Genomic DNA, 18,465 nt, shown 5'->3' with positions numbered 1-18,465 from the left:
GCATCAAGTTTCAAATTGCAACTACATCATGAGCGCATTGATGTCCCGCCCATTGCTGACCCTGCTCGCGGTCGCGGCCGGCGCCAGCGTGGCCAACGTCTATTACGCGCAACCGCTGCTGGACCAGCTCGCGCGCGCCTTCGCGCTGGACCGGGCGGTGGCGGGTGCGGTGGTGTCTGCCACCCAGGCCGGCAGCGTGCTGGCGCTGCTGGGCCTGCTGCCGCTGGCCGATCGTGGTGACCGTCGACGCCTGCTGCGGTTGCAGTTGGTGGCACTGGTGCTGGCGTTGCTGTGGCTTGCCGCGGCACGCACGGCAGTCTGGTTGTTGTCGGGCATGCTGCTGGCCGGTTTGCTGGGCACGGCGCTGACCCAAGGACTGATCGCCTACACAGCCACGCTGGCACCGCCCGAGCAGCGCGGTCGCATGGTTGGCGTGGTGCAGGGTGGGGTGTTCATCGGGCTGCTGCTGGCGCGTGTGCTGTCCGGCACGGTGGCGGCCATTGCCGGCTGGCAAGCGGTCTATCTGCTTTCGGCAGCGCTGATGGCGGCCTTGGCCGTACTGCTGTGGCGGCGCCTGCCGGCCGTGCCGATACCCGCAGTGCCGCCGCGCTGGCGCGACCTGATCGGCTCGATGCTGGGCATGCTGCGCCGCGATCGAACGCTGCGCGAGCGCGGGCCGCTGGCATTGCTGCTGTTTGCCGGCCTCAATGTGTTCTGGGCGGCGGCACCCTTGCCGCTGTCGGCACCGCCGCTGCACTGGTCGACCGCAGCCATCGGTGCGCTCGGCCTGGCCGGGGTGGCAGGTGCATTGATGGCGTCGCGGGTCGGGCACTGGATGGACCGCGGTTTCGCGCATCGGGTCAGCCTCGGCGCGCTGTTGTTGATGCTGGTCGCGTGGTGGCCGCTGCTGGGCCTGCCGCGTTCGCTGTCCTTGCTTTTGCTGGGTGTGGTCGTGCTCGACCTCGGCGGCCAGGCACTCCATGTCTCGAACCAGGCATTGTTGCTGCGTGCACCGGCAGAACAGCATGGGCGCCTGGTGGCGTTGTACATGTTGTTCTATGCAGTTGGCAGTGGGGCGGGTGCGGCTGCGGGGCCTTGGGTGCAGGCCCGGCATGGCTGGCCAGCAGTGTGCCTGTTGGGCGCCGGCATCGCGCTGCTGGCGCTGCTGTGGTGGGCAGCATGGCGGGTGGTGGCGTTCAACGCATCGGCTGGCGCGCGAACCGGTAGAGTCGACTGTCGGTAGAGTCGACTGTCAGTCGACTGCTCTTCGCCCCGCGTGCGAAAAATCCCGCGCTGCGCGCGATAGTCGACCAGCGGTCGACTCTACCTGTCCTGTCGTCATCGCTGCAGTGCACGCCGCCCCGGGGCTTCCTGCAGGTCCGCGCTGGCCACCACCACGCGGTTGCGGCCGCTGCGCTTGGCCTCGTACATCGCCGCGTCGGCACGTGCCATCAACCGTTCGTAGTCCGGATGACCATCGTGACCGGCCACGCCGATGCTGGCGGTCAGCTCCAGCACCTGGCCATTGGCTAGTGCTACCGGTGATTGTGCGATCTGCCGGCGCAGGCTCTCGGCGATCACCGAGGCCTGTGACTCGCTGGCGGCCACCAGCACCACCACGAATTCTTCGCCGCCATAGCGGAACAGGTAGTCACTGCCGCGCGTGAGCTGGCCGAGCAGGCCGGCCACATGCTGCAACGCGCGGTCGCCGGCGTCGTGGCCATGGCCGTCATTGATCGCCTTGAAGTGATCCAGGTCGAGCAGCAGCAGCGAGAACGGTGTGCGGTTGCGCGTGGCCAGCTCGATTTCCCGGCGCAGCACGGTGGGCAGGAAGCGGCGGTTGAGCAGGTTGGTCAATGCGTCGCTGCCGGCATCGAGTTCACCGATACGCTCGAACAGCAGCGTCATCAGGGTGCGGATGCTGGCCAGGTCTTCACGGATGGCCGGCAGCACCGCCAGCCGCTGCGCCGGGACATCGTTGCTTGCCTGTTGCAGGTTCCCGTCGATGCGGGCCATCAGCTGGCCGACCTGCTGGGTTTCGCTGCTCTCGCCGAAGCTGGGGATGCCCTTGTGGGTGAACCACAGGCCGAATTCGGAGGTGGCCAGGCTGGCACTGTCGCTACCCTGCACGTGGCCGGCCAACGCGTAGAGCAGGGCGTTTTCCCAGTCCAGCAGCAGTGCACGCTGGCGCTCGCGTTCGGTGCTGACATTCTGCACCAGCGAAAACAGCCGGTAGGCCGCATCGGCACGGGTGGATCGTTCGCGCGCATGGGTGTAGGCCAGGGTCATGCCTTCCATGGCGATGTCCATGATCGCGCTGAGGCAGTCGATGGCGGCGAACGCGGTGGCACTGTCGGGTGCGTCGTCGCGCAGGCGCACGAACAGCTCGTGCTTGAGCACGCGCGCGCCGCGGGTGACCAGGTCGACCGGAATGCCGACCCGGGCATGCACATCGCCGATCACCCGTTGCGAGGCCACGGCACTGGCGATCCTGTCGCGATCAGTGGTCAGCAGTTGCACCAGCCAGCGCTGCATGGCCGGCTGCAGGCGCTGCTTGACCTGGTCGTGGGACAGGAAGCGGCGTGCACGCCCGTCCTGCAGCAGCACTTCGTAAAAGCGCTGTGCCAGCACGGCTGGGGCATCGGTGGCAGCGGCCTTGAGCAGCGCGGTGGCGGCAGGGCCAGCCTGTTGCAGGCAGTGCTGCCAGGCTTCGGCCAGCGGCTGGCTGGCATCGTCCAGTTGCGGTGTTTCCACGTCGATCTCTGACTGCGTACGACAAACCACGGGTATCGGCCGTGGCGGCGTGCGGTTGATGGCGGGTTAGCCGGCCAGTTTACGCGCGGTGCAGCGTTGCACGGTGCGCAAAGCACATCCGTGCCCCTGCGGCAATGAGTGAACGCATTTGAGAATCACTCGCATTGATGGGAGAATGTACGCACGGATCGGGCCGCAGGCGACTGCAGCGACGCTCCGCCTCCCCCTTGTCGTTGCCTCAAGCCCTTTGCCAGAGGCCCCGTTGCCCTGCCAGAAGGTCCAGATCATGTCTCCTGCCGTTGTCCTTTCGCCGCGCCCGCTGGCGCTTGCCGTTGCCGCCCTGCTGGCGGGCAGCGCCCTGACCGCCCAGGCCGGAACCGACGCCACCGATATCGACACGGTGCATGTCACCGCCTCGCAGATTGCCCGCCAGGCGTTGGGTACCTCGACCATCACCGCCGAGGACATCGCCAAGCGCCCGCCGGCCAACGACATCGCCGAACTGCTGCGCACCATGCCGGGCGTCAACCTCACCGGCAACAGCGCCTCGGGCCAGTACGGCAACAACCGCCAGATCGACCTGCGTGGCATGGGCCCGGAGAACACCCTGATCCTGGTCGACGGCAAGCGCGTCGGTGCGCGTGATGCCGTGCGCATGGGCCGCAGCGGTGAGCGCAATACCCGCGGTGACACCAACTGGGTGCCAGCGGAAATGATCGAGCGCATCGAAGTACTGCGCGGCCCGGCGGCGGCGCGCTATGGCTCCGGTGCGTCCGGCGGCGTGGTCAACATCATCACCAAGCGCCCGACCGGCGACCTGACCGGTGCGGTCGACCTGTATGGCCTGGTGCCCGAGCACAGTGCCGAAGGTGGCAGCGAGCGTGTCGGCCTGCAGCTGAGTGGGCCGATGACCGACACCCTGTCGTTCCGCCTGTACGGCAACCTCAACAAGACCGACGCCGACTCACTGGACCTCAACCGCCAGTACGCCACCAACCCGAACGCAGTGCCGCCAGCTGGCCGCGAGGGCGTCAAGAACCGCGACGTCAACGCGCTGCTGCGCTGGGACGTGACCGCCAACCAGGTGGTGGAGTTCGAAGCCGGCACCAGCCGCCAGGGCAACATCTACGCTGGCGATCGCGCGGTCAGCACCACCGGTACCTCGACCGGTGTCGACCTGGCGGCACTGGCCGAAGGCCAAGCGGAAACCAACCGCATGTACCGCAACACCGGCGCGATCACCCATCGCGGTCGCTGGGGCGACGTGACCTCGCGGGTGACCGCCGCGGTGGAAGCGGTGAACAACTCGCGCATCAACGAAGGCCTGGCCGGTGGCCCGGAAGGCAGCTTCAACGGCACCGACTGGTCGACCTCGCGCCTGCGCAACTACCAGCTGGATGGCGAAGTGAGCTTCCCGACCGCGCTGGGCGGCGCAGAGAACATCTGGACGCTCGGCTTTGAATACCTGGACAGCCGCCTGACCGATCCGTATTCGATGAGCCAGTCCAGCAGCAGCGGCGGCGGTATTCCAGGGTTGTCGGCCGACCGTGCGCGGGGCAAGGCCGACGCGCAGACCACGGCGGCGTTCGTGGAAGACAACATCTACCTGGGCGAGCGCTGGATCGTTACCCCGGGCCTGCGCTTCGACCACCACAGCCAGTTCGGCAACAACACCAGCCCCAGCCTCAATGCGCAGTTCCGCATCAACAGCGACTGGGTGGTGAAGGGCGGCATTGCCCGCGCGTTCAAGGCGCCGAACCTGTACCAGTCGAATCCGGACTATCTCTACTACACCCGCGGCAACGGCTGCCCCAATGCGCTGCCGAGCCTGGGCGCTGGTTGCTACATGCGCGGCAACGCGGACCTGAAGGCGGAAACCAGCCTGAACAAGGAACTGGGCATCGAGTGGGCACCGCAGAGCGGCTGGCAGGCGTCGTTGACCTACTTCCACAACGATTACAAGGACAAGATCCAGGCCGGATACACCCAGATCGGGTTGACCGCCGACACCAAGGGCCGCATCTTCCGCTGGGAGAACGCGCCGAAGGCGATCGTGCAGGGGCTGGAAGGCAACCTGGTGATCCCGTTGCTGGGCGAGCAGGGCAGCCGCCTGAAGTGGAGCAACAACTTCACCTACATGGTGGAGAACGAGAACAAGACCACGCGCCAGCCGCTGTCGGTGATTCCGAAGTACACGATCAACACCATGCTGGACTGGCAGGCCACCGACAGGCTGTCGCTGCTGCTGACCGGCACGTTCTACGGCAAGCAGGAACCGGCCACCACCAACATCAACAATGATCCGCGCTGCACCGGCAGCTGCGATGCATCGATCGCGCTGCAGGACCGGGGTGCCTACAACATCTGGGGCGTGAGCGCCCGCTACAGGGTGACCGAGACCGTCAGCTTCGGCTTCGGCGTCAACAACCTGGCCGACAAGCGCCTTTTCCGCGAGGCCAACAGCAGCGATGCCGGCGCGGCGACCTACAACGAGCCGGGCCGCGCATACTGGGCCAGCCTGCGCTTCGGCTTCTGACCGCGGGCGGTCGTCGGTCTGCAGCCCTCGCCGGGCCATGCCCGGAGGGCTCGTGTGGCCTGCAATGTTATAAACATCGTAATAGTCTCCCCCGCCGGCACCGCGTAGCCTGCACCGCATCGCAAAGGAGCTGTTGCCATGGGCCACGACCACGACCACCTGCCATCCCAGATCCGCCACGAGAAACCCCTGTGGTGGGCACTCGGCCTGACCACCACCTTCCTCGTCGTCGAAGTGGTGGGCGCGTTCTGGACCAACAGCCTGGCGCTGCTGTCCGACGCCGCGCACATGGCCACCGATGCGCTGGCGCTGATGATCGCGCTGGTCGCGGTGCGGCTGAGCCGGCGCCCGCCGGATGCGCGCCGCACCTACGGCTATGCACGGCTGGAAGCGTTGGGCGCGATGATCAACGGTGCCATGCTGTTCGTGGTCGCCGCCTACATCCTGTGGGAGGCGGTCGGCCGTTTCCGCGAGCCGCAGGAGATTGCCTCCTCCGGCATGCTGGTGATTGCTGCGGCGGGCCTGGTCATCAACCTGATCTCGATGCGCCTGCTGCAGGCGGGCAGTGGCGAGAGCCTCAACGTGAAGGGCGCCTACCTGGAAGTATGGGCCGACATGCTCGGCTCGGTGGCAGTGATTGCGGGCGCATTGTTGATCAAGTGGACCGGATGGAAACCGATCGACCCGATCCTGGCGGTGCTGATCGGCCTGTGGGTGCTGCCGCGTACCTACGTGCTGATGCGTGAGGCGATCAACGTGCTGCTGGAAGGCGTGCCCAAGGGCATGGATGTGGCCAGGGTGCGCGACAGCCTGGCCGGCCACGCCGCAGTCCTGGACGTGCATGACCTGCACGTGTGGGCGCTGGCTTCAAGCACGCCGGCGCTGACCGCGCACATCGTGATGCGCGACGGCACCGACGCCGATGCATTGCGCCGCGAGCTGGGCGGTCGCCTGCATGATGACTTCGGTATCGAGCACGTGACACTGCAGATTGAAGCGGACCATTGTGGCGAAGCCTGTGGCGGGCCGGCGCCGGCCAAGGGCGGCGGACACGAGGGCCACGAGGGCCACGACCATGGCGAGGACGCGCAGGGCCATCGTGGCCACGTGCATCGTTGAATGAAAATGAAGGCCGCACCGGGGAATGCCCGGTGCGGTCATTCGTCGCGTCGCGAGGCCAGCCGATCCGCCAGCCGGGTCGGTTCCGGCAGCCGGTAACCGCGCAGCGTGCGCTGCACCCAGTCCAGCGCGGTATCGGCACTGACCCGATGGCCACCGGCCACGAACAGCGGCTTGCAGCGCACCTTGCTGCGCAGCACCCAGCCCAGTTGCTCGTCGCCATCCAGCAGCGGTGTATGCGCACCAGCTTCGGCGGCCGGTTCGACGAACCTTCCCACCAGTTTCGATTTCGCCACGCCGATGCTCGGCAGATCGGTGACCACGCCAAGATGCGCGGCGACGCCAAGCCGGCGCGGATGGCTGATGCCGTGGCCATCGACGAACACCAGGTCCGGCGTTCGTGGCAGCAGTGCCAGTGCGGCCAGCAATGCCGGCAGCTCGCGGAAGCTGAGCAGGCCCGGGATATAGGGCATCAGTGTGGGAACCCGCGCGATCTCCTGCGCCACGGGCTGCAGCGTCTTTGCATCCAGCAGCACCGCCGCGGCGCGGGTAATGGCACCGTTGTCCTCGAAGCCGACGTCCAGCCCGGCCAGCCAGCGCACGTCACGGAGCAGGCGGTCCTGGCGTTCCACGCGGGCGGCCAGTTGCAGCTGTTGCGCGCGGGCAGCGGTGACGCTGCCTTCCCAGCGCCCGGGATCGATCACCGTATTCATGGGTCACAGCATCGCACGGGCGGCGCCACGGCCCGGTGAGCGGCGGCCGGGCTACAATGGCGGCCTGCCTATCCTCGCGTTGGAGACCCTGCAGTGACCCGTAGACTCGTACTGTTGCGCCATGGCCAGAGCCAGTGGAACCTGGACAACCGCTTCACCGGTTGGGTCGATGTTGACCTGACCGAGCAGGGGCGTCGCGAAGCGGCCGCCGCCGGTCGCCTGATGCGCGAGGAAGGCCTGCAGTTCGACGTCGCCCATACCTCCGTACTGAAGCGCGCCATCCACACCCTGCAGGGTGCGCTGGCCGAGCTGGAGCAGGACTGGCTGCCGGTGAACAAGTCCTGGCGCCTCAATGAGCGCCACTACGGCGGCCTGCAGGGCCTGGACAAGGCCGAGACCGCGGCCAAGCACGGCGAGGAGCAGGTCAAGGTGTGGCGTCGTTCGTACGACATCCCGCCGCCGCCGATGGAACTGGAAGATCCGGGCCACCCGATCCATGACCGCCGTTACGCCGGTCTGGACCGCAACGCGCTGCCGGGCACCGAGTCGCTGGCCACCACCCTGGATCGCGTGCTGCCGTACTGGCACGACGCCATCGCCCCGCAGCTGAAGGACGGCAAGACCGTGCTGGTCACCGCCCACGGCAACTCGCTGCGCGCGCTGTACAAGTACCTCAACAATGTCTCGCGCGAGGAAATCCTCGAGCTGAACATCCCGACCGGCATCCCGCTGCTGTTCGAACTGAACGATGACCTGACCGTGCAGTCGTTCCGCTACCTGGGCGACCCGGAAGCGGCGCGCAAGGCCGCCGAAGCCGTGGCCAACCAGGGCAAGGCGAAATAAGAAGCAGAAGGCCGGCGCAAGCCGTCCTTCGCTTTTGTAGAGCCGAGCCCACGCTCGGCTGCTTTGGGCTTTTGCCGCACGAAGCATGAACCCGGAACGGAGAGCAGTCGCGCATGGCTCGACTCTACAGAAGGCCGCTCTGTGACCTTTGGCCGGTCCCCAACCTCACGCCCCCGGCTACCCTGTGAAATTACCCGCAGGAGAGCCTCATGAACGTCCGCAACCTGGTCCCGCTGGGCCTGACCATCGCCATCGCTGCTTCGCTGGCGGCCTGTGGCAAGAATGACGCCGCACCGGCGGCCAGCGCCGACGCCAAGCCAGCCTTCGACCTGTCGCAGATCAAGACGCCGCTGATTTCGCTCAACAGCGCTGATCTCGATCCGTCCATCTCCGCCTGTACCGACCTCAATGGCTTCGTCAACAGCAAGTGGCTGAAGGCCAACCCGGTGCCGGGCGATCAGACCACCTGGGGCAGCTTCGAGATTCTGCGCGAGCGCTCGTTGGAAGTGCAGCACGCGCTGGTCCAGCAGGCCGCCGCCAGCCAGGCCAAGGCCGGCTCGGTGGAAGCCAAGATCGGTGACATCTGGAAGACCGGCAACGACGAAGCGAAGATCGAAGCTGCCGGCCTGGCGCCGCTGCAGCCGCAGCTGGACAAGATCACCGCGCTTAACGACACCGCCGCCATCACCCGGTACCTGCGCGACAGCCAGGCCGAAGGCAAGGGCGTGCTGTTCTCGCTGTTCGCCAATGCCGACTACAAGGATTCGGCCAACGTCATCGCCTACGTCGGCCAGGGTGGCCTGGGCCTGCCGGAGAAGGGCTACTACTTCGACGATGCGCAGGCCAAGATCCGCGACGCCTACGTGGCCTATATCGCACAGGTGCTGACCCTGTCCGGCGTGGACGCGGCGCAGGCCGCCGAGCAGGCCAAGGCCGTGATGGCCTTCGAAACCCGCCTGGCCAAGGCCTCGATGTCGCGCATCGAAATGCGTGACCCGGCCAAGCGCTACAACCCGCTCAGCGCGGCTGAGGCCGACAGACTGACCCCGAACTTCAGCTGGACCGCGCTGTTCGACACGCTGAAGGTGCCGGCCGCGCAGAAGTTCTCACTGGCCCAGCCGGGCTTCTTCGGTGAAATGGACAAGATGCTGGCCGACGTGCCGGCCAGCACCTGGCAGGCCTACCTGCGCTTCCACACCATCGACGATGCCGCGCCGTACCTGAGCAGCCAGTTCGAGAAGGCCAACTTCGAGTTCTACGGCACCACCCTGCGTGGCCAGAAGGAAATGCAGCCGCGCTGGAAGCGCGTGCTGGAGTCGGTCAACGGTGGCATGGGCGAAGCCCTGGGCCAGCTGTACGTCGACGCCGTGTTCCCGGCCGAGTCGAAGGTGGCCATGCAGCACCTGGTGGAGAACCTGTCGCAGGCATTGAAGGCGCGGCTGGAGCAGCTGCCGTGGATGGGCGAGGAAACGAAGAAGAAGGCACTGGAAAAGTGGGCCAGCTTCACCCCGAAGATCGGCTACCCGGACAAGTGGCGTGACTGGTCGGGCCTGCAGACCAACGGCGACAGCTACCTGGGCAACATGCAGGCGGCGCGTGCGTTCAACTACCGCTACATGCTGGACAAGATCGGCAAGCCGGTGGACAAGACCGAATGGGGCATGACCCCGCAGACCGTCAACGCGTACTACAACGCCACCAAGAACGAGATCGTGTTCCCGGCAGCGATCCTGCAGGCGCCGTTCTTCGACGCCAAGGCCGATCCGGCGCTGAACTACGGCGGCATCGGTGCGGTCATCGGCCACGAAATGATGCACGGCTACGACGACTCGGGCAGCCAGTTCGCCGCCAACGGCAACTTCGACAACTGGTGGACCGACGCCGACCGCAAGGCCTTCACCGAGCGTACCGACCAGCTGGTCGCGCAGTTCGACGGCTACGAGTCGGTGCCGGGCGTGTTCGTGAAGGGCAAGCTGACCCTGGGCGAGAACATCGGCGACCTGGGCGGCCTGACCGTGGCCTATGACGCGCTGCAGATGGCGCTGAAGGAAGACCCGAAGGCGAATGTCGAGGTCGATGGCCACAGCCAGGACCAGCGCTTCTTCATGAACTGGGCCACGGTGTGGCGCCGCAACTTCACCGATGGTGAGCTGCGCGTCCGCCTGAACACCGATCCGCACGCCCCGGCCAACTTCCGTGCCAACGGTGCGCCGTCGAACATGCCGTCCTATGCCGCTGCATTCCAGTGCAAGGCCGGTGATGCGATGGTGCGTGCCGACGACAAGCGCGTGGTGATCTGGTAATCGATCATCCGTGATGCATGATGCGAAAGGCCCGGCGAATGCCGGGCCTTTTGTTTTCCAGGCCGGCAGCGCAGCGCCGGCTGGTAGAGTCGACTGTTAGTCGACTATCGCGCGCAGCGCGGGATTTTCTCGAGCTGAACGAAGAGCAGTCGACTAACAGTCGACTCTACCGGCGGGTCGTTTCATCGTCGGGAAGATCTCAGGCCAGCGCAGGTTCCCGCGCCAGCATGCGATGGAAGCGCTGCAGCACGTAGGGGTCCACCAGCCCGCCGGACTGCGCTTCGATGATCCGCAAGGCGGTTTCGTGCTCCATGGCGTCGCGATACGGGCGTACGCTGGTCATCGCATCGTAGGCATCGACGATGGTGACGATGCGCGCGCCCAGGGGAATGGTCTCACCGCGTAGCCCGTCGGGATAGCCGCTCCCATCGAACGCCTCGTGATGGGCACGGATCAGCTGCGCGACCGGCGCGGCGTCACTGCGACCGGTCGCCAGGAAGATGTGTTCGCCGCGCACCGGATGCTCACGCATGATCGCGCGTTCCTCGTCGGTATGGCGGCGCGGGGCCAGCAGCACCTCGTCGGGAATGCCGATCTTGCCGATGTCATGGAAGCGCGCGGCCAGGCCGACCTGTGCACAGGCCTCCTGACCCAGGTCGCAGTGCGCGGCCAGGCACTGCGCGAGCAGGCCGACGCGGTCGCAGTGGTGGCGGGTGTAGGCGTCGCGCATCTGCAGCGACATCGAGAGCGCATCGATCAGGCAGGACTGCGCGTGCAGCAGGTCGGGGGCGGGTACGGCGTCAGGGAGCATGGTCATCCGCCCGCACCGGGTGGGGACCGGTGCGGGGTGTTCGGGGGGGGCGATCAACCCGGGGCGAGGGTGGTCAGAAGGGCGCGGGCCGCATTGAAGCGGTCTTCCGGCAACGGCAGCGGGTGCTTGATGCGCAGCTTGTCGGGCCCTTCCATGGCGTAGAGGTTCGGTTGTTTCTGGATCAGCTGGATCACCGCCATCGGGTCGATGTTCGGCTTGGACTCGAACACGATGCGGCCACCGTTCTCGCCCAGGTCCAGCTTGCGGATGCCCAGCGTGTTGGCCTTGAGCTTCAGCTCGGCGATGGCGAACAGGTGCTTGGCCGCATCCGGCAGCAGGCCGAAGCGGTCGATCATCTCCACCTGCAGCTCGCGCAGCGCATCGCTGTCGCGCGCGCTTGAAATGCGCTTGTACAGGGTCAGGCGCGTGTGCACGTCCGGCAGGTAGTCTTCCGGGATCAGCGCCGGCACATGCAGCTCGACCTCGGCACCGCGCACTTCTTCACCGGCATCCAGGTCGGGCAACTTGCCCTGCTTGATGCTGCGTACCGCGCGTTCCAGCAGCTCGGTATACAGGCTGAAGCCGACCTCGGCCATCTGCCCGCTCTGGTCCTCGCCAAGCAGTTCACCGGCGCCGCGGATTTCCAGATCGTGGGTGGCCAGGGTGAAGCCGGCGCCCAGCTCGTCCATCGAGGCGATCGCTTCCAGGCGCTTCTCGGCGTCGGGGGTGATCGCGCGACGGTCGGGGGTGATCAGGTAGGCGTAGGCACGGTGGTGCGAACGACCGACGCGGCCACGCAGCTGGTGCAGCTGGGCCAGGCCGAAACGGTCGGCACGGTTGATGATGATGGTGTTGGCGTTGGGGATGTCGATGCCCGATTCGATGATCGTGGTCGACAGCAGCACGTTGAAACGCTGCTTCTGGAAATCCAGCATCACCTTTTCCAGTTCGCGCTCGGGCATCTGCCCGTGGGCGATGCCGATGCGTGCCTCCGGCACCAGCTCGGACAGCTCGCGCTGCATGCGGCCGATGCTCTCCACGTCGTTGTGCAGGAAGTACAGCTGGCCACCGCGCGCGAGCTCGCGCTGGAAGGCTTCGCGCAGCAGCGCGTTGTCCCACTGGGTGATGAAGGTCTGCACCGCCAGCCGGTTCGGCGGCGGCGTGGCGATGATCGAAAGGTCGCGCAGGCCGGCCATGGCCATGTTGAGCGTGCGCGGGATCGGCGTGGCGGTCAGCGTCAGCAGGTGCACGTTGGCGCGCAGCGCCTTCAGCGCCTCCTTCTGGCGCACGCCGAATCGCTGCTCCTCGTCGACGATGACCATGCCCAGGTCCTTGAACTTCACGTCCGGCTGCAGCAGGCGATGGGTGCCGACGATGACGTCGATGGTGCCGGCAGCGACCTTTTCCAGTTCGGCCTTGATTTCCTTGCTGGTCTTGAAGCGCGACAGCACCTCGACCTTCAGCGGGTAATCGGCGAAGCGGTCGCGGAAGTTGCGGTAGTGCTGTTCGGCCAGAAGCGTGGTCGGCACCAGCACGGCCACCTGCTTGCCGGCACTGGCGGCGGCGAACGCGGCGCGCACCGCCACCTCGGTCTTGCCGAAGCCGACGTCGCCGCAGACCACGCGGTCCATCGGCTGGCTGCTGGCCAGGTCGCGCAGGGTCGCATCGATCGCGGCCAGCTGGTCCGGGGTCTCCTCGAACGGGAAACCGGCCGCGAACGGCTCGTACATCGCGCGGTCGACCTGCAGTGCCAGGCCGGCACGCGCCTGGCGGCGCGCCTGGATCTCCAGCAGCTCGGCAGCAACGTCGCGTACTTTCTCGGCGGCCTTGCGCTTGGCCTTGCTCCACTGCTCGCCACCGAGCGAATGCAGCGGCGCGGTTTCCGCCGACGCACCGGAATAGCGGCTGATCAGGTGCAGCTGGGCGACCGGCACATACAGGCGGTCGCCCTTGGCATATTCGATTTCGAGGAACTCGCCGGGCATGCCGCCGACGTCCATCGCGATCAGGCCACGATAGCGGCCGACGCCATGATCCTCGTGCACGATCGGCGCGCCCTCGGTCAGTTCACCGAGGTCGCGGATGATCGCTTCCGGCTCGCGGCCGGCACGGCGCGTGCGCCGGGTGCTGCCGGCGCGCTCGGGGAACAGCTGGCGCTCGGTCAGCACCGCGATGCGCGGATCGTCCAGCGCGAAGCCATCCTCCAGCGGTGCCACCGCGATCGCGAAGCGCGCGTCGTCGGCGAGGAAGCTGGGCAGGTCGGCCACCACCGGCGGCTTCAGCTCGGCGGCCTGCAGCACTTCCAGCAGCGCCTCGCGGCGGCCGGGTGAATCGGCGGCGATCAGTACCCGGCCCGGATAATGGCCGAGGAAGGATTTCAGCGCATCGCCGGCGGGGGCTTCGCGCGCGGCCACCGGCAGCGGTGGCAGCGGCTGGTCGCCCAGCGCGTGCGCGTCGGCGATGCGCGCATGGTCAGCCGCCCACACCTCGATGCGCGGGGCATCGTTCAGGCGCTCGCGCAGCAGCTCCGGCGACAGGTACAACGCCGAAGGCGGCAGCAGCGGCCGTTCCACATCGTGGCGGCGCTGCTCATAACGCTCGCCGGTCTGCGCCCAGAACGCCTCGGCGGCTTCGCCGGCACCGGCACAGACCACCGGCAGGCTGCCGCTGGGCAGGTAGTCGAACAGGGTCGCGGTGCGCTCGAAGAACAGCGGCAGGTAGTACTCGACGCCGGCCGGGGCCAGCCCGGACTTCAGATCCTGGTACAGCGAACTGCGCCGGGTATCCACATCGAAACGCTCGCGCAGCGTGGCCAGCACGCGTGCGATGCTGGCCTCGTCCATCGGCACTTCGCGGCCGGGCAGCATGTGCACCGCCTCGACCTTGTCCAGCGAACGCTGGCTTTCCGGATCGAAGGCACGGATCGAGTCGATGTCCTCGTCCAGTAGTTCTACCCGCAGCGGCTCGTCGGCGCCCATCGGGAACACGTCCAGCAGGCCGCCGCGCACGGCGAAGTCGCCCGGGTCCATCACCTGCGGCACGTTGCGGTAGCCGGCGCTTTCCAGGCGGCGCTTCTCGGCCTCCAGGTCCAGGCGCTGGCCGACCTTCAGGTCGAAGCTGCCACCGATCACATAGCTGCGCGGGGCCAGCTGCTGCAGCAGGGTCTGCACCGGCACGATCACCAGGCCGCGCTTCAGCGTGGGCAGGCGGTGCAGGGCAGCCAAGCGCTGCGAGATGATGTCCGGATGCGGGCTGAAGCGGTCGTAGGGCAGGGTTTCCCAGTCAGGGAAGGCGACCACCGGCAGGGCCGGGTCGCCGCCAAGCAGGGTCTGCAGGTCGGCTTCAAGCTGGTTGGCACCGTGGTTGTCACGGGCGATCACCAGCAGCGGGGCGTCGTGCGCGCGCGCGGCCTCGGCCAGGTACCAGGCCAGGGCGGTCGGCGAGGCGGGGGCGCGCCACCAGGCGCGGAGCTGGCCGGCACGCGGCAGCGGCGGGGCGGGGTATGAGGTACGCGACATGGACTCCGGATTTTAGCAGAAGCCCCTGCCGGGCCCATGATCGTGACGTGAGCGGGTGTAGCGCCGGGCCAAGCCCGGCGAGCGCGGCGGTTGAATCAACGTCGCCGGGCATGGCCCGGCGCTACCTTCAGTTGTCCAACTCCAGCACCATCCGCACCAGGCCTTCGGCACCGTTCGGATGCGGCACCGGCTTGAAGCCCAGCGAGGCGGCCAGCTGCTTCATCGGCTCGTTCTCGGCGGCAACGTCGCCGTACAGGCGGTCCAGGTACTTGCCGCGGCCCCACTTCACCAGCTTGCGCATCAGCTGCCGGCCCAGGCCCTGGCCGATCAGGAAGCGGCTGATCAGGATCGCGTACTCGGCTTCACGGGTGCCGGGGATGATCGAGGCCCGGGCAACCGCGCCGACCACCGCTTCGCCAGCGGGCAGGGACTCGGCTGCGACCAGGGTGATCTCGGTCTTGGGGTTCGGGTGGGTCAGGCGCTGGGTAGTCTCCGGCGACAGTTCGGTCACCGCCTGCAGGAAACGATCACGGATTTCTTCCGGCCCGAACAGGCTGAATGCCGCTTGCAGCGGTGCGCCATCTTCCGGGCGGATGGGGCGGATCAGCAGCTCGTGGCCGCTGGGAGCCTTGAAGATCTCATGCCAGGGCGGCATGCGGTTGCGAGTGGCCATACCGGGTGATTCCTTGGTGGTCCATCGATTGTGGCATCACCGGGGCTGCATTCCGTGAACGGAAGGCTCACGGCGGTACAGCCTCGTGAAGGCCGTTATTCGGGGGCTTTGAGCCAATCCAGGCGGGTGCTGGCACCGGGTTCGCCCAGGTGCTGGCGCAGCGCCGGCAGGGCCGGGCCGACCACCCGGTCGAACTGCCAGGGCGGGTTGAGCAGCAGCATGCCGCTGCCGTTGAGCCGCAGCGGCGAGTCGTCAGGGCGCACCAGGAACTCGATCGTCATCGCCGACTTGACCGGCAGGGCGGTGGCCTTGCGCAGGAAGTGCAGGATGGTGCGCCGCTGCTTGATCGGGAACCAGACCGCACAGGTGGCCTGCGGCCAGCGTGCCAAGGTCTCGGCCAGGGCGGCCAGGACGTTCTGGTATTCCGCGTCCTGGGCCTCGTACGGCGGGTCGATCAGGACCAGGCCACGGCCGATCTTGCTGCCGTTGAACTTCGGCGGCAGCAGCGAGCGCAGCAGGGCATAGCCATCGCCGGCGCGCACGTCGACGCGGCTGTCATGGGCGAACAGGGCCTTCAGCGTGGCCGTTTCGGCCTCCTGAAGTTCACAGACCGCCATGCGGTCCTGCGCGCGCATGGCCTGTGCGCTCAACAGCGGCGAGCCCGGGTAGTTGGTCAGCGCGCCCACCGGATTGTCGGCCTGCACCGCCTTCAGGTAGCGCTCGACCACCTCGGGCAGCTTGGGCTGGGCCATCAGCCGCATGATTCCGGACTCGGCCTCCAGCGTCTTGCGGCTCTCTTCGCTGGCCAGCAGGTAGCGGCCAGCACCGCCGTGGGTGTCGAGCACGAAGAACGGGCTGTCCTTGCGCTTGAAGCTGTCGATCAGGGCCAGCTGCACGATGTGTTTGAGCACGTCGGCGTGGTTGCCGGCATGGAAGGCGTGGCGATAGTTCATGGGCCGCAGTGTACGGGGCGGCGGCCGCAGCGGCTATGCTGCGCGCCATGACAGCTCCTGTTGCCCATGTCCTGGTGGTCGAGGACGAAGCCGCCATCGCCGAAACCGTGCTCTATGCGCTGCGCAGCGAGGGCTATGCCGCCAGCCACTGCCTGCTCGGTGGCGAGGCGCTGCAACGGCTGCAGGCCGGGGATATCGACGTGGTGGTGCTGGACGTGGGCCTGCCCGACCTGGGTGGCTTCGAGGTGTGCCGCCGGCTGCGCGCGCAGCCCGGGCCGGCGGCGCAGCTGCCGGTGATCTTCCTGACCGCCCGCAACGATGAAGTGGACCGCGTGCTGGGCCTGGAACTGGGCGCCGACGATTACATGACCAAGCCGTTCTCGCCGCGAGAACTGGTGGCGCGGGTGCGTGCGCGCCTGCGCCGCGCGGCACCGGTCAACGCAGGACCCAGCGCCGATGCGGGCTGGCAGGAACATGGCGCCTTTGCCATCGACCGCGAAGGTCGGCGTATCCGCTTCCGCGGCCAGGCACTGGACCTGACCCGCTACGAGTACGCGCTGCTGGAAGCGCTGCTGCAGCGCCCGGGCGCCATCCTCAGCCGTGCCCAGCTGATGGACCGTGGCTGGGACAGCAGTGCCGACAGCGCCGACCGCACCGTTGATACGCATGTAAAGACGCTGCGCGCCAAGCTGCGCGCGGCCGGTGCCAGCGAAGACCCCATCCGCACCCACCGTGGCCTTGGCTACGCGCTGGAGGTCTAGCCGATGCGCCTGGTATTGAAGCTGTTCCTCGGCTTCTTCCTGATAACCGGCATCGCCGCGTTCTTCGTGATGCGCGTGTTCGTCAACGAAGTGAAGCCCGGCGTGCGCCAGGCGATGGAATCGACCCTGGTCGATGCGGCCAACGTGCTGGCCGAGATGGCCGCCGCCGACGTCAAGGCCGGCACCATCGGCAGCGGCAGCTTCACCCGCAACCTCGCCAAGGCGCGGCAGCGTGACCTGAAAGCGATGGTCTGGCGCTTTCCCAAGCGCTCACTGGACTACCGGGTGACCATCACCGATGCCAAGGGCATCGTCATCTACGACTCGCTGGGCCGCGACCTGGGGCGCGACAACTCGCGCTGGAATGATGTCTATCGCACCCTGCGTGGCGAGTACGGTGCCCGCTCCAGCCCGGAAACGCCGGGCGAGGAAGGCAATACGGTGATGCATGTGGCGGCGCCGGTATACGACCCGGACGATGGGCGCACGCTGATCGGCGTGCTCAGCCTGGCCCAGCCCAACCGCAGCATCGATCCGTTCATCGCTGCAAGCCAACGCGCCATCATCGAGCGCGGCGCCTGGCTGATCGGATTGTCGGCGCTGGTCGGCGTGCTGGTGACGATGTGGCTCACCACGGGCCTTGGCCAGCTCAGCCGCTACGCGCGTGCGGTCAGCGCCGGCGAACCGGTGCCACCCCCGCGGCGGCGCCGCGACGAGATCGGCGACCTGGGCCAGGCACTGGAAACGATGCGCCGCAAGCTGGAGGGCAAGGCCTACGTCGAGCAGTACGTGCAGTCGCTGACGCATGAAATGAAGAGTCCGCTGGCGGCGATCCGCGGTGCCGCCGAGCTGCTGCAGGAGCCACTGCCGGAGGCCGACCGCGTGCATTTTGCACGCAGCATCGTCGATCAGCAGGAGCGGCTGACCGAGACGATCGACAAGCTGCTGGCGCTGGCCGAAGTGGAACAGCACGGCTGGCTGCAGACCCGCGATCCGATCGCGCTGCCAACCTTGCTGGCCGATGCGGCGGCGGCCGCGCAGGTGCGTGCGCAGGCGGCCGGCGTGCAGGTGCGCATCGGCAGCGTACCCGACATGCGCGTGCAGGGTGATGCCTATCTGCTGCGGCAGGCGTTGCACAACCTGATCGACAACGCCATTGCCTTCTCACCGCCCGGCGCGGACATCGCGCTGCAGGCCGAGGTGGACGGGCAGGGCGTACGCCTGCAGGTAGCGGATCGCGGTGCCGGCATTCCCGACTACGCGCGCGAACGGGTGTTCGAACGCTTCTATTCGCTGGCCCGCCCCGGCAGCGGCCGGCGCAGTTCCGGCCTGGGCCTGCCGTTCGTGCAGGAAGTGGCTCGCCTGCATGACGGACGCGCCAGCCTCGACGCCCGCGATGGCGGTGGCACGGTGGCCAGCCTGTGGCTGCCGTTGGGTGCTGCGGGCCAGCGCCCGCGCCGCTGACTTCACACTCGCTTCAA

General features: G+C 67.5%; 13 protein-coding genes. 7 read left to right on the top strand and 6 right to left on the bottom strand.

Going from position 1 to position 18,465, the window contains the following annotated elements:
• Nucleotides 1–40 precede the first annotated feature (40 nt).
• A complete protein-coding gene (locus AC5P6A_RS00935) occupies nt 41–1,243 on the top strand; it encodes an MFS transporter (protein ID WP_478427973.1) in 1,203 nt (400 codons plus the stop codon).
• 95 nt (nt 1,244–1,338) lie between these two features.
• On the opposite strand, the gene AC5P6A_RS00930 is transcribed toward AC5P6A_RS00935, so the two are convergent.
• Nucleotides 1,339–2,754: a GGDEF domain-containing protein gene (locus AC5P6A_RS00930; RefSeq protein ID WP_346714677.1), complete on the bottom strand. Its 1,416-nt coding sequence runs from the start codon at nt 2,752–2,754 to the stop codon at nt 1,339–1,341.
• Nucleotides 2,755–3,040: 286 nt separating this feature from the next.
• Between AC5P6A_RS00930 and AC5P6A_RS00925 the strand changes: the two genes are divergently transcribed.
• Both AC5P6A_RS00925 and AC5P6A_RS00920 read left to right on the top strand, forming a co-directional pair.
• Complete coding sequence (locus tag AC5P6A_RS00925; RefSeq protein ID WP_346714678.1) at nt 3,041–5,290, top strand: TonB-dependent siderophore receptor; 2,250 nt, start codon at nt 3,041–3,043, stop codon at nt 5,288–5,290.
• Nucleotides 5,291–5,428: 138 nt separating this feature from the next.
• Nucleotides 5,429–6,409, top strand: coding sequence for a cation diffusion facilitator family transporter (locus AC5P6A_RS00920; protein WP_478427975.1), 981 nt, complete (start codon nt 5,429–5,431; stop codon nt 6,407–6,409).
• 38 nt (nt 6,410–6,447) lie between these two features.
• On the opposite strand, the gene nfi is transcribed toward AC5P6A_RS00920, so the two are convergent.
• On the bottom strand, nt 6,448–7,122 hold the full coding sequence (nfi, locus tag AC5P6A_RS00915) for a deoxyribonuclease V (protein ID WP_346714680.1): 675 nt from the start codon (nt 7,120–7,122) through the stop codon (nt 6,448–6,450).
• A 93-nt stretch (nt 7,123–7,215) separates the two neighbouring features.
• Here nfi and gpmA point away from each other — a divergent pair, with 93 nt between their 5' ends.
• Nucleotides 7,216–7,965 carry a 2,3-diphosphoglycerate-dependent phosphoglycerate mutase gene (gpmA, locus tag AC5P6A_RS00910; RefSeq protein ID WP_019659181.1) on the top strand — a complete coding sequence of 250 codons (750 nt, stop codon included), beginning with the start codon at nt 7,216–7,218 and terminating at the stop codon, nt 7,963–7,965.
• A 209-nt stretch (nt 7,966–8,174) separates the two neighbouring features.
• Nucleotides 8,175–10,268, top strand: coding sequence for a M13 family metallopeptidase (locus tag AC5P6A_RS00905; protein ID WP_308305468.1), 2,094 nt, complete (start codon nt 8,175–8,177; stop codon nt 10,266–10,268).
• Between the two features lie 199 nt (nt 10,269–10,467).
• Here the strand turns inward: AC5P6A_RS00905 and AC5P6A_RS00900 are convergent, their stop codons facing one another.
• The 4 genes from AC5P6A_RS00900 to AC5P6A_RS00885 all read right to left on the bottom strand — a co-directional run bounded on the left by AC5P6A_RS00900 (nt 10,468) and on the right by AC5P6A_RS00885 (nt 16,223).
• Nucleotides 10,468–11,085 carry an HD-GYP domain-containing protein gene (locus tag AC5P6A_RS00900; protein ID WP_058983344.1) on the bottom strand — a complete coding sequence of 206 codons (618 nt, stop codon included), beginning with the start codon at nt 11,083–11,085 and terminating at the stop codon, nt 10,468–10,470.
• Nucleotides 11,086–11,132: 47 nt separating this feature from the next.
• A complete protein-coding gene (gene mfd / locus AC5P6A_RS00895) occupies nt 11,133–14,597 on the bottom strand; it encodes a transcription-repair coupling factor (RefSeq protein WP_206621639.1) in 3,465 nt (1,154 codons plus the stop codon).
• Nucleotides 14,598–14,724: 127 nt separating this feature from the next.
• A complete protein-coding gene (locus AC5P6A_RS00890) occupies nt 14,725–15,270 on the bottom strand; it encodes a GNAT family N-acetyltransferase (RefSeq protein WP_019659177.1) in 546 nt (181 codons plus the stop codon).
• A 95-nt stretch (nt 15,271–15,365) separates the two neighbouring features.
• The gene (locus tag AC5P6A_RS00885; protein ID WP_021202507.1) at nt 15,366–16,223 is read right to left on the bottom strand and encodes a 23S rRNA (adenine(2030)-N(6))-methyltransferase RlmJ; all 858 of its coding nucleotides are present in this window, start codon (nt 16,221–16,223) and stop codon (nt 15,366–15,368) included.
• A 35-nt stretch (nt 16,224–16,258) separates the two neighbouring features.
• On the opposite strand from AC5P6A_RS00885, the gene creB reads away from it, so the two are divergent.
• Both creB and creC read left to right on the top strand, forming a co-directional pair.
• Nucleotides 16,259–16,984 (top strand): two-component system response regulator CreB, encoded by a 726-nt coding sequence (creB, locus tag AC5P6A_RS00880; RefSeq protein ID WP_019659175.1) that lies wholly within the window; start codon nt 16,259–16,261, stop codon nt 16,982–16,984.
• A gap of 3 nt (nt 16,985–16,987) precedes the next feature.
• Entirely contained in the window at nt 16,988–18,448 is a 1,461-nt protein-coding gene (gene creC, locus AC5P6A_RS00875; protein WP_227844000.1) for a two-component system sensor histidine kinase CreC, read from the top strand.
• The last annotated feature ends 17 nt before the right edge of the window (nt 18,449–18,465 follow it).

The organism is Stenotrophomonas sp. YJH_SMC_20 (assembly GCF_059367845.1).
Note: the sequence above shows the minus strand (reverse complement) of the source record. Positions and strands in the feature narration are given on the sequence as shown.